We start from the raw sequence: 11409 nt of genomic DNA, 5'->3' as shown, positions 1-11409 counted from the left end.
TGTCATGCTAAAAAGCACCTCCTGTTAAATTCATTTTACTTGAATTCAACAAGAAGTGCTTTTTTATTATGTCCCACTATTCTGGGTCAGTTCCTAATCAGTGTAGAGACTTTTTTAATTTAAATTACCTTAAAATCCCGAATAGACTTTGAACAATTAAGCTGACTACTGTAATTGAAAGCCAACAAGTAAAACCTAACAAAATAGGCTTACCGCCTTTTTTAATCAGCTCAATCACATCAGTATTCAAACCTATTGCTGCCATCGCCATCACAATGAAAAACTTACTTAACTGCTTTAAAAAGCTAAAAACTGTGTTGGCATAAAGTAAAACTTGATTATTAGCAAATAAACTAATAATGGTGGTTATGATTGAAGCCAAGACGAAATATAAAATAAAAGTCGGTACTAAATTTTTTAACTTAATTGCTTTTTTCTCTACTTGATTCTTTTTGGCTCTGCTTAATGATAATACTAAAGTAATTGGGATAATCGCTAAAGTCCTGGTTAGTTTAACAATCGTAGCATACTCCAAAACTTGACTGCCTGTATGATGCATCGCATCCCAAGTAGCCGCCGCCGCCGTTACTGAAGAAGTATCATTAATCGCCGTCCCCGCAAATAAACCAAAACCTTGATTAGATAATCCTAAAAAAGAGCCTAGTGTCGGAAAAATCACCGCCGCAATCACGTTAAATAAAAAAATCACAGAAATTGATTGAGCAATTTCTTTATCATTGGCATCAATCACAGGAGCTGTTGCAGCTATAGCCGAACCACCACAAATTGAAGAGCCAACTCCAATTAAAATTGCAATTTTTTCCGGAATAGCGACTAACTTATAAAATAAATAAGCGACGATTAGCGAAATAGCAATCGTTGAGAGAATCACCGGTAAAGAAGTTAGGCCAACTTTACCAATCGTCATTAAATTTAAACCAAAGCCTAATAAAATCACGGCATATTGTAAAACTTTTTTCGAAGTAAAGGTTATCCCTGCTTGAAGATTTGTTTTATCTTTTATAAAAATTGTAAATACCATACCAGTGATAATCGCAATCACTGAAGCGCCAACGATTTCTAAGGCCGGCACTAATTTAACTAATTCCCATGCCCCTAAAGCAATTATCAAACATAACACTACTCCACTGGCATAATTTTTTATTCCAATACTCTTCATTTTAAAACTCCTTATTTTTAAATTCATTCCTTTTCATTATAGACCTAATTTTTAGATTGTAAAATAATTTGAATGAAATATCACTGATTTCAAATAAAAAACTTGACTAATGCATAAGTGCACATATATAATCTCGTTAGGTGATTAAAATGGAAACTAATAAACAAGAATATATGTCCACTTGCAGAACATATGTTGAAAAACACATTGATTTCGATTTCTATAAGACTTTATTCGATCCTGTTCGCATGGAAATTTTGATTTATCTTTTAGCTTATGGACCTAAAAATATCAAAGACATCTCAGAAAATTTCCCGCAAGATCGCTCAGTTATCTCTCGTCATCTTGATTTGATGCATCGTTTCGGTATGGTGGAGAAAAATAAAGAAAATCGCAATATTTACTATGATGCCAGCCGAACAGCTGTCATGGAAAAATTTGAAGATACCACTAGTAGCATTAAATCACTGATGGATAACGCTCCAGCTAAATAATAAAAAGACGTTCACGTCTTTTTATTTAGCTTTTATACATGCATAAGTGCACACAAATAATTTCAACAAACAACAGAAAGGAAGATACATTTTGAGTAAAAATATTATTTTCGTTTTTTCAGGAACCGGCAACAGTTTATGGGTAGCTAAAGAAATTGCCAAGGAATTGGAGAATTGTGAAATTGTCAGCATGGGGCTTGATTGGCAAGGACCTTTACCAGCCGGCTATGATTCTATCGGTTTTGTCTACCCTACCTATGCCAGCGGCGTTCCTAAACGAATAAAAGACTTCATCGCCAAGCTTGATTTACAAAATAATAAAGAAGCTTATTACTTTGCGATTGCTACTTGCGGCAGAGTTTCAAAAGCGCAAAATGTCATTACCCAAATCCGCCGGTATTTAAAACAAAAAGGCATTCATTTACATTACGGAGAACGCCTAGATATGTTTTCAAACTATGTTGTTGGTTATGAAATGCGGGAAACCGTCCTTGAAGAAGCCCAACAATCTGCGATAGATATTAAACCAATGATTGAGGCCATTAAAAATTAGGCTACTAACAAAGGCACTTCCCTAACTCCACGTCACCTGCAATCAATGGGTTTTATGTGCATAGTTGGCAAAATGGATAAAAATTTTAATATCTCTGAAGCTTGCACCAAGTGTGGCATTTGCCAAAAAGTCTGCCCGGTTAATAATATTGACGTAGATGAAGAGCGAAATCCGGTCTTTAAACATCACTGCGAACAATGCCTTGCTTGTATTCAAAATTGCCCTGCTAGAGCGATTAATTATAAAGACCAAACGCAAGAACGCGGTCGCTATATGCATCCAGAAATGAATTGGAAAGATTTAGCAAAATTAAATAAATCTACCGCCAAAACAATCGCTAATTTACAATAGATTTTCTGAAAAAGTTAAGTATTGGAAACAGCAGTAACCAAAAATAACTTGTGGCGTGAAGGAGATAAACTTTACTATCCTAAAGGCGTCAGCAATCCTGATTATTGTGTTTTAAAATTCCTCCTTAAAAGTTAGTTACTACAGCAATTTCAAATCTCAAGATTTCACTATTTAATATTTTAGAGATGCCAGCCAGCTTTTAGCTGGCTTTTTTTGTAATTACCCCAAAAATATCGCATCGCGATATTTTTTCAACTTACAGTCAACTACAAACCGATTGTCTTTTGCCACAATCCTTTCTATACTTAAGCTACACCACTGTTGCTTAAGCAAAATTTAAGTGGAATAAACTTTAAGGAGACTGCTATGAATAATGCCATTGCCAAGCGAATCGCTGCTTTTCGTAAAAATAATAGCAAAACCCAACAACAATTAGCTGACTTTTTAGGAGTAACCAAAGCTTCAGTATCTAAATGGGAAACCGGTCAAACTTACCCAGATATCAGTTTACTACCACTATTGGCAGCTTATTTTGATACAACCATTGATTATTTACTTGGTTACGATGCACATTTAACGCTACAAGATATTCAACGCCTATATGCTTCCATTCAAAAAGAGATAATCGCTTCTCCCAGCGATGGCTTGAATCACCTGCGTAAATTAGTAAAACATTACTGGTCTTGTGATACGCTTGTTTTTTCTATGGCTTCACTGATGATGAATCAATTAACTTTATTAACCCAAGACGATCCACAACAGCAGCCACTTCTACTGCAAGAAATTAGCGATTTACTAAATCATGTTTATGATAACACGGCTGATAGTGAGCTAAAGCAACAAATAAAAATAATGCTAAGTACCCTCCTTTTAAATCAAGGAAAAGCTGCTGAAGTCTTAGAGCTTGTGGGTAAGACAGTACCGCCATTGGTTCCACCAGAAAGTATTATTGCGATTGCTTATCATTTATTAGGTGATGCTGAGCAAGCAGATGCAACCTTTCAAGCTGCACTCTATCAATATTTAACGGTTATCCTTAGTTTATTTTCAAATTATTTAATCGCTTTGGATAACGATTATTCACAATTTCAGGAAACTGTCGACAAAGCTGATGGTTTTGTAGCATTATTTGAAATTGCTGAGTTCCATCCAGTTATCGTGCTGAATCTTTATTTAGCAGAAGCAGTTGGTTATGCTACCTATCAGCAAAATACTTTAGCAATTACGATGCTCGAAAAATTTGCTAACCTTTTTGTTAAAACTACCTTTCCTTTAAAACTAAAAGGAAATCATTATTTTGACAAAGTAGATCCTTGGATTGAGCAATTAATGTTAGGTGGTCAAATGCCTCGTGATACCACATTAATGCAAGCAGATTTGCAACAAGCAGTAAAAAATCATCCGGCTTTTGAAGGCTTAAAAGCCGAAGCTGCTTATCAAAAAATCATAAAACTTATAGAAAGTCATGGTGAATAAAATGAATATCAATGAATTTTTACCAATCTTAATTCCCCTAATTATTTTACAATTTGGTTTAGGCATTTATGCTGTCATCGACATTTTACGGCAAAAATCTTATAAAATCGGCAATCGAGTGATTTGGATTCCCGTTGTGCTCTTATTATCAATTATCGGTCCAGTCCTTTATTTCGTCTTTGGGAAGGAAAAAGATTGATGAAGGCTCTTGAAGTAATTCAAATTGACAAAGCTTTTGGTAGTAAACAAATTTTGAATAAGGTTAGTTTTTCTGTTGAAAAAGGTAGTATTTTCGGATTTGTTGGGGAAAATGGTGCGGGTAAAACAACTACTATGAAATTAATTTTAGGCCTACTGCAATTAGATAGTGGTGAAATTAAGGTAAACGGGCAAACCGTCAAATATGGTAATTCTCTGACTAATCGAAAAATTGGTTATTTATCTGATGTGCCAGAATTTTATGGTTATATGACCGCTACTCAATATTTACGCCTTTGTGGAGAGCTTACTGCTATAAAAAAAGCGCTACTTCCTGAAAAAATTCAGCATGTTTTAACTTTAGTAGGTTTAACTAACCAATCCAAAAAAATTAGTGGCTATTCTCGCGGCATGAAACAGCGTCTAGGTTTGGCACAAGCTTTATTGAATGAGCCAGAAATTTTAATTTGTGATGAACCTACTTCGGCGCTGGACCCTTTAGGCAGAAAAGCGATTTTGGATATCCTGAATTCCTTGCGGGGCAAAACAACCGTCTTATTTTCCAGCCATATTCTTTCAGATATTGAACAAGTTTGTGACCATGTGGCCATTCTCCATAAAGGAAAAATTCAGCTACAAGGTGAAGTCAATCAGTTAAAAGCTGCCCACAGCAGTTTTAAATATGCCATTCGTTTCACCGATACAGCAAGTTTAATCAAATTCACTAATGCTATGAAAACAGAAACTTTAATAACGGAAGAAGTTGAAAATCAATTGATTTTTTCAGGGAAAAGCTTAAATGAAATGAGCCAATTACTATTGACTAAACTCCTGCAAGAAAATATTTCACCAAAAGAAATCTTTCAAATCGAACCTTCTTTAGAAGAACTCTTTATGGGGGTGGTTAAATGAAACAGCTAATCATTTTTATGAAAAAAGAAATCTTTGAAGCTTTTAAAACAAAAAAATTATTGATTATCGCAGTTAGCTTTTTAGCTTTAGGAATTATGAATCCTTTAATCGCTAAACTGACGCCTGAAATCATGAAGTCAACTTTACCAAAAGGCATTTCCCTTGAAATACCTGCGCCAACTTCACTTGACTCATGGTCGCAATTTTTTAAAAATATTAATCAATTAGGTTTAATCGTCTTGCTGATTTTATTTTGCGAAATCCTTGCCAGAGAAATTGAAACCGGCAGTTTAATCAACCTTTTAACAAAAGGGCTATCAAGAACTGTCATTGTTCTTTGTAAGCAATTCTTTCTTTGGGGCGTCTGGACAGTTGCTTTATTCCTTTCTTTTATCGTCACTTATTTCTATACTAAATTTTATTTTCCTGATGATTTAAGTCCAGCAATTTTCCCTGCGATTTTTAGTTTATGGCTATTTGGTTTACTGATGTTTGCAGTATTATTATTAGGCTCAGCTCTTGCTAAAAGTGGTTTTCAAGGCTTATTTCTAGTGTTACTTTTTTATGGTGGCGGAATTTTTTCAACCATGTTTACAAAAATTGATTATTATAATCCCTTTGCTTTATCAACTAAAAATATGCTCTTTTTACAAGAAAGAGCTGATTTAGGAGATTTTTTACCAGCAATCGCTTTAACCACTCTTTTAACTTTAGTGATACTTTGGTTATCAATAAAAATTTTTAGCAAAAAAAGATTATAAACAGAAAAAAGCAGACAATCAATTAAGCTTGTCTGCTTTTTCCATATTAAAACCCTTAAATAAATAACTTCCTAACACAACATTAAAACCAGTTGCAGCAAATACGCTAAAACGTTCAGGAATCCCAAAATATTCCGCTGGCACAACATTTACACCAACCGCGCCCATAAACATTACTAACAATGCCATGCTGGACCAAATAGCTAGCGACTTATATTGTTTCTCACGCCAGCCACCAACGCTAATCACGACTAAAGAAATAATCGACAAAAGCACCACTAAGATAGTCACCACAATATGCATCACATCTTGAAAAGTTCCGGCGTGGTCAATATCAGAAATCGGAAACAGGCTGTAGCCCACACAAGACACCCAATTCATCGCTGCAAATAAATAAATGCCGATGCGGATTCCCTTATTCAATTTCCCTTGAATAAAAACACAAACCATCATTATTGAAATCATCCCACAAACTTCATATAAAGAAGAAAGCTGCTGCCACAACAGATTAGATGGTGCGTTAGCAGCACTTAAATCACTCACGCCTTGTGCCAGCCAGTTATAGCCTGGATAAGCTAACGGACTGAAAACAACTGCAGCAGTATATGATAGCAAACTAACAATCGCCAGTAAGCCACACCAATGAATCAATGTTCTTTTCTCCATCACCCTACTCCTTTATTCAATTTCAGTTCCTTTAGTATAATCTGCTAAAAAGCGAATCACAAGCTGTAATTCTGCTTGTGTATATTTACTTAGCAAAGCTGAAACTTTTTCTTCCAATTGCTGATGCGTTTCCTTATGCAATTCAAATAATGCTCTACCTAAAGCTGTTAAATGAAAAATACTTTCCTTTTTATTATTAGGTAACTGACTTTTAGTAATTAAATCCATTGCAAGTAGCTTACTGATATTTTTGGAAACAGTCCCTTTAGGAATCGCTGTTAATTTAGAAATATTGATGCTGTTAATCGGCTCCTGTTGCCCAATCGCATCAAGAATATGAAAGACAATTACAGTCAGATTTTGAATGACTACTTTTAATTCTTCATTTTCACAATTATCTAGTAAATTTTGTTTTTCTGAATTTATTTGCAAGGTTCTTTTATTCGCAGCATTTAGAAATAACTGTCTTATTTCTTCAATAAGTATATCTGTATTTTTATTTTTACTAGCCATTTTACTCTTTCTCTTTCAGCAAAAATTTATTTAACTCTATTGTATCACTTTTTTTGTTTCTGAGAAACAAAATTTATAAAAAGACCAATTAAAGGAGCCCTGACAATGAATATCAATCAAAATCTACAAAAACGAAGAAAATTACCAATTACCATTATTTTTACAATCTTTTTATTAGCAATCAGCTTTATTGCTAGCGGTTTTGCTACAGCAAACATTCGTGGCAACAAATATACCAATAATCATCATACCGCTTGGGAGCAACTAACAGATCAGTGGCATGATTCATGGGATGATTTATCTGATAGCTGGCATGAAAGCTGGGATGATATTTCTGAGAGATTTGATAAGTAATAATCCTCGAAAAATATATTGACATAGTGTGCGCACTATACTCTATACTTTGAGTTACGAGGTGAAATATATGGTTTATTCTATTAAAGAAGCTGCTGATAAGTTGAAAGTTACTAAACACACCCTATATTATTATGAAAAAGCGGACTTACTTCCTCCAATTGCTAGAGATCACAAAGGGAATAGAATTTATACTGACTCAGATATATCATGGATTTATTTAATTTGTTGTTTAAGAGATATTCATATGCCTATTCAATTTATTCACACTTATGTGAAGTTATTGTTCGATGAAAACAGCAGTTTACAAAATCGCAAAGAGATGTTGCTAACTTTTCAAGAAAAAGTAAACCAAGATATCCAAAAATATTTAACGATTCAACAATTGATTAGTAAAAAAATCGCTTTCTATGATGAACTACAGGATTCTTCTAACGAACTGGAAAATTGTTATAACTACAAAGAAGATTGGGCACATTTCAAAAAAATATTGGAGGAAAGTAATGAATAAAACAGCTTTAATAACCGGAACGACAAGCGGGATAGGTTATAGCTTATGCCAGCACTTTGCACAGAATAAAATTAATCTTTTTTTAGTTTCTCGTAACGAAGCAAAGTTATCGAATCAAAAGAAAGAGCTACAATCTTTATATAACATAAAAATAGAAACTTTAAGTTATGATTTAACTAAGCCTAATGCAGCTGAATACATTAGCCAGCAACTAGAAGCTAAAAATATTCAAATTGATTATTTAGTAAATAATGCTGGTTTTAATGAAATTGGAAATTTTTTGAATACTGATTTAACCAATGAATTAAATATGCTTCAATTGCAGATTGTATTTATAACTAAACTGACAAAATACTTATTACCTCACATGGTAAAACGCAGTTATGGAAGGATTCTCAATATTGCTTCTACAGGTTCTTATATTCCCTGCCCACACAATATTATTTATACTGCAACAAAATCATATTTACTTGCCTTTTCAAAAGGCTTATCAGCAGACTTGAAAAGAAGCGGGGTAACCGTAACAGCAGTTTGTCCGGGTGCAACAAAATCTAACTTTGCCAAAAAAGCTGGAATTGAACATTCATTTTTATTTAAATACTTTGTAATGGATGCAAATACAGTTGCTAAAAAGAGTTACCAAGCACTGATGGCGGGGAAAAAAGTAAAAATAGTTGGTTTATATAATAAATTACTTGTTCTTGCCAGTTTTGCTCTTCCAGATACCTTAATTAATAAGATTAGTTTAAAAATGTTAACTTAACTATTCAAAAGTTGCTAGTTTTTTTCATGAATCAGATCAAATTTTGTTTATTTCTTGATAACATCAATAAAAAATTAGCACCTTGGAGACCTGAAATTTTTCTTCAAATGTTTTTCATTTCCCTCTTTACATTCCCTCATCACTTCTCTATAATGATTAGTCCACACATAAATAATAAAAGTTATACTATCAATTTATTCAGTTAAATTGATAGATTTTTATGTTGGGCAATTCATTAAGGAAGAAGGTAGAAAATATGCAGGAAGCGATTATTTTAAAAGGAATGAAGCAGAACAATTTGAAAAATGTTACGCTGGAAATTCCTAAAAACAAGATTACTATTTTTACAGGTGTTTCAGGTTCTGGTAAATCATCAATTGTTTTTGACACCATCGCAACCGAAGCCGGTCGTCAAATGAATCAAACTTACAGTACATTTGCTCAGACCTATTTGCCAAAGTATCATAAACCTGATGTTGATAGTATTCAGAATTTGTCCCCCGCTTTTATTGTTGATCAAAAAAGATTAGGTGGCAATGCTCGTTCAACTCTTGGCACACGAACAGATATTTATAGTTTTTTACGTTTATTGTATTCTCGTATCGCTAAGCCCTTTGTCGGTTTCTCTCATGTCTATTCATTTAATGATCCTGAAGGCATGTGTCCGGTTTGTCATGGACTCGGCACGGTGATGACCCCTGATCTTGATAAAATCCTTGATATGACTAAATCCTTAGATGATGGCGCCATTAAGTTTCCGACTTTCAAAAAAGGAACCTGGTATTATAACTCCTTTACCTCTCATAATTTATTTGATGTCACATTACCTTTAAATGGATATCCAAAAGAATTATTAGATAAACTATTGTACGGTCACAGTGGAAAAGTATCTGTTCAGCAAAAAAATAATACCTTTGAACTTGATTATGAAGGCATTATTTATAAATTCCGCCGCTTATTTGTCGACCGTGATATGAGTGGTCATAGTGAAAATACACAAAAAAGAGTCTCTGAATACATCAGTGCCTGTACTTGTGAAGACTGTCACGGAAAGCGCTTAAACAAAAAATCATTAAGTAGCACAATCAACGGCCTTAACATTGATGACGCGGTTAATATGGAATTAGCTGACTTGCTGCATTTTATTAGTGGCATCACTGATCCTGAAGTAAAACCGATTGTCGATGAAATGAAAGTTCGATTGCAAAATTTAGTAGATATGAAACTTGATTATTTAGCTTTATCCAGAGAAACCACTACCTTATCTGGCGGTGAATCGCAAAGAATTAAAGTCGTTCAATATTTAAATAGCAGTTTAAATAATATTATTTATATTTTTGACGAACCCAGCACTGGATTGCATCCCAGAGATGTGGAAAATTTAAACTTGATGCTGCAAAAACTGAGAGATAAAGGAAATACCATTTTAGTGGTTGAACATGATCCTGATGTCATTAAAGTTGCAGATTTTGTGGTGGATGTGGGTCCGCTGGCTGGTAGTCAAGGTGGCAAAATTATGTTTAGCGGAACTTTAGCAGAGCTACAAGGTAGTGATAATTTAACAGCAAAATATTTAAACCGAGAATTACCACTGAATGATGCCCCACGAATCAGCGATGATTACTATTTAATCGAAAATGCTTCCTTGAACAATTTAAAAAATGTTACAGTGAAGATTCCGAAAGGTGTCTTTACTACCATCACTGGCGTGGCTGGCTCTGGTAAAAGTTCCCTGATTTTTGGTGAATTTGTAAAACAACATCCTGAAGCCATCGTCATTGATCAAAGCGCCTTGCATAAATCAAATCGTTCAAATCTGGCAACTTATACCAAAATCATGGATACTATTCGTGATGTTTACGCTAAAAAACACGAGGTGCCAAAATCATTATTTAGTTTTAACTCTGAAGGTGCTTGTGAAAACTGTCAAGGTAAAGGTTATGTCGTAACTGAGCTGGCTTTCTTAGATGGCGTTCGCACCCCTTGTTCGGTCTGTAAAGGTACTCAATATAAAAAAGAAGTGCTGGATTATAAATTAGCTGATTATAATATCGTTGAAGTTTTAAGAATGACAGTCAGTGAAGCTTTAGTCTTTTTTAGAAATAACAAAATCAAAAAGGCTCTTAGTACCTTAGAAGAAGTCGGTTTAGGTTATTTATCACTAGGGCAGATGATGGATACCTTATCAGGTGGTGAGTGTCAGCGCATTAAACTAGCTAACGAATTACACAAATCAGGGAATATTTATGTTTTAGATGAACCTACTACCGGGCTGCATATGGCGAATGTCGGTGAATTATTAGCATTATTACAACGACTTGTCGACAACGGTAGCACCGTAATTGTTATTGAACATAACACCGAAGTGATGAAACAATCCGATTGGCTTATTGATATCGGCCCTGAAGCTGGTAAAAACGGCGGCGAAGTCGTTTATTCCGGTTTAGTCAAAGATTTCAAAAACGTAAATGCCCTTACCGCAAAATATCTGTAAATAATAATGAAAAAAGATAGTTATAAAAATGGAACTGACCCAGAATAGTGGGACATAATAAAAAAGCACTTCTTGTTGAATTCAAGTAATGTAGTGACCCCAAAAAGTTAGACTTTTTCGGAGTAGAGAAATCTACTCCGTTTTTTGTTGTTTTCAAATTAACTATTATGCAGCTTTCTGTGC

At 34.2% G+C, this 11409-nt stretch carries 12 protein-coding genes and 1 pseudogene; 10 read left to right on the top strand and 3 right to left on the bottom strand.

All coding sequences use genetic code 11. From position 1 onward, the window contains the following. Positions 1-124 precede the first annotated feature (124 nt). Positions 125-1180 (bottom strand): YeiH family protein, encoded by a 1056-nt coding sequence (locus M2139_RS13550; RefSeq protein WP_280739368.1) that lies wholly within the window; start codon positions 1178-1180, stop codon positions 125-127. A 149-nt stretch (positions 1181-1329) separates the two neighbouring features. Between M2139_RS13550 and M2139_RS13545 the strand changes: the two genes are divergently transcribed. The 6 genes and pseudogenes from M2139_RS13545 to M2139_RS13520 all read left to right on the top strand — a co-directional run bounded on the left by M2139_RS13545 (position 1330) and on the right by M2139_RS13520 (position 5925). Further along, the gene (locus tag M2139_RS13545) at positions 1330-1674 is read left to right on the top strand and encodes a winged helix-turn-helix domain-containing protein (protein ID WP_280739369.1); all 345 of its coding nucleotides are present in this window, start codon (positions 1330-1332) and stop codon (positions 1672-1674) included. Positions 1675-1720: 46 nt separating this feature from the next. Beyond that, positions 1721-2578 (top strand): annotated as a pseudogene (locus M2139_RS13540) (EFR1 family ferrodoxin). A 366-nt stretch (positions 2579-2944) separates the two neighbouring features. Beyond that, a complete protein-coding gene (locus M2139_RS13535; protein ID WP_280739370.1) occupies positions 2945-4054 on the top strand; it encodes a helix-turn-helix transcriptional regulator in 1110 nt (369 codons plus the stop codon). A gap of 1 nt (position 4055) precedes the next feature. Then, complete coding sequence (locus M2139_RS13530; protein WP_280739371.1) at positions 4056-4253, top strand: PLD nuclease N-terminal domain-containing protein; 198 nt, start codon at positions 4056-4058, stop codon at positions 4251-4253. Further along, positions 4253-5164, top strand: a complete 912-nt coding sequence (locus M2139_RS13525) for an ABC transporter ATP-binding protein (RefSeq protein WP_280739372.1) — start codon at positions 4253-4255, stop codon at positions 5162-5164. The genes M2139_RS13530 and M2139_RS13525 overlap by 1 nt, the downstream gene beginning before the upstream one ends. Further along, positions 5161-5925, top strand: coding sequence for an ABC transporter permease (locus M2139_RS13520; protein WP_280739373.1), 765 nt, complete (start codon positions 5161-5163; stop codon positions 5923-5925). Before M2139_RS13525 ends, M2139_RS13520 begins: the two co-directional genes overlap by 4 nt. Positions 5926-5943: 18 nt before the next feature. Here the strand turns inward: M2139_RS13520 and M2139_RS13515 are convergent, their stop codons facing one another. After that, positions 5944-6591: a DUF998 domain-containing protein gene (locus M2139_RS13515; RefSeq protein ID WP_280739374.1), complete on the bottom strand. Its 648-nt coding sequence runs from the start codon at positions 6589-6591 to the stop codon at positions 5944-5946. Positions 6592-6603: 12 nt separating this feature from the next. Next, positions 6604-7104, bottom strand: coding sequence for a MarR family transcriptional regulator (locus M2139_RS13510; RefSeq protein ID WP_280739375.1), 501 nt, complete (start codon positions 7102-7104; stop codon positions 6604-6606). Positions 7105-7209: 105 nt separating this feature from the next. Here M2139_RS13510 and M2139_RS13505 point away from each other — a divergent pair, with 105 nt between their 5' ends. The 4 genes from M2139_RS13505 (at position 7210) to M2139_RS13490 (ending at position 11226) form a co-directional block, all read left to right on the top strand. Then, positions 7210-7458, top strand: coding sequence for a hypothetical protein (locus tag M2139_RS13505; RefSeq protein WP_280739376.1), 249 nt, complete (start codon positions 7210-7212; stop codon positions 7456-7458). Between the two features lie 70 nt (positions 7459-7528). Then, the gene (locus M2139_RS13500) at positions 7529-7969 is read left to right on the top strand and encodes a MerR family transcriptional regulator (RefSeq protein ID WP_280739377.1); all 441 of its coding nucleotides are present in this window, start codon (positions 7529-7531) and stop codon (positions 7967-7969) included. After that, entirely contained in the window at positions 7962-8732 is a 771-nt protein-coding gene (locus tag M2139_RS13495; RefSeq protein WP_280739378.1) for an SDR family oxidoreductase, read from the top strand. Before M2139_RS13500 ends, M2139_RS13495 begins: the two co-directional genes overlap by 8 nt. A gap of 256 nt (positions 8733-8988) precedes the next feature. Continuing rightward, the gene (locus tag M2139_RS13490; RefSeq protein ID WP_280739379.1) at positions 8989-11226 is read left to right on the top strand and encodes an excinuclease ABC subunit UvrA; all 2238 of its coding nucleotides are present in this window, start codon (positions 8989-8991) and stop codon (positions 11224-11226) included. Positions 11227-11409 lie beyond the last annotated feature (183 nt).

This window comes from Enterococcus sp. PF1-24 (genome assembly GCF_029893325.1).
Lineage (GTDB): Bacteria > Bacillota > Bacilli > Lactobacillales > Enterococcaceae > HY326.
The sequence above is the reverse complement of the archived record's forward strand: the minus strand, read 5'-3'. Positions and strand labels throughout refer to the sequence as shown.

What these genes read in the sequence shown, in the direction of transcription:
- M2139_RS13510 (WP_280739375.1), bottom strand. Translation starts at nt 7,104, where the DNA reads ATGGCTAGTAAAAATAAAAATACAGATATACTTATTGAAGAAATAAGA.
- M2139_RS13520 (WP_280739373.1), top strand. Translation starts at nt 5,161, where the DNA reads ATGAAACAGCTAATCATTTTTATGAAAAAAGAAATCTTTGAAGCTTTT.
- M2139_RS13505 (WP_280739376.1), top strand. Translation starts at nt 7,210, where the DNA reads ATGAATATCAATCAAAATCTACAAAAACGAAGAAAATTACCAATTACC.
- M2139_RS13535 (WP_280739370.1), top strand. Translation starts at nt 2,945, where the DNA reads ATGAATAATGCCATTGCCAAGCGAATCGCTGCTTTTCGTAAAAATAAT.
- M2139_RS13525 (WP_280739372.1), top strand. Translation starts at nt 4,253, where the DNA reads ATGAAGGCTCTTGAAGTAATTCAAATTGACAAAGCTTTTGGTAGTAAA.
- M2139_RS13515 (WP_280739374.1), bottom strand. Translation starts at nt 6,591, where the DNA reads ATGGAGAAAAGAACATTGATTCATTGGTGTGGCTTACTGGCGATTGTT.
- M2139_RS13495 (WP_280739378.1), top strand. Translation starts at nt 7,962, where the DNA reads ATGAATAAAACAGCTTTAATAACCGGAACGACAAGCGGGATAGGTTAT.
- M2139_RS13530 (WP_280739371.1), top strand. Translation starts at nt 4,056, where the DNA reads ATGAATATCAATGAATTTTTACCAATCTTAATTCCCCTAATTATTTTA.
- M2139_RS13500 (WP_280739377.1), top strand. Translation starts at nt 7,529, where the DNA reads ATGGTTTATTCTATTAAAGAAGCTGCTGATAAGTTGAAAGTTACTAAA.
- M2139_RS13490 (WP_280739379.1), top strand. Translation starts at nt 8,989, where the DNA reads ATGCAGGAAGCGATTATTTTAAAAGGAATGAAGCAGAACAATTTGAAA.
- M2139_RS13545 (WP_280739369.1), top strand. Translation starts at nt 1,330, where the DNA reads ATGGAAACTAATAAACAAGAATATATGTCCACTTGCAGAACATATGTT.
- M2139_RS13550 (WP_280739368.1), bottom strand. Translation starts at nt 1,180, where the DNA reads ATGAAGAGTATTGGAATAAAAAATTATGCCAGTGGAGTAGTGTTATGT.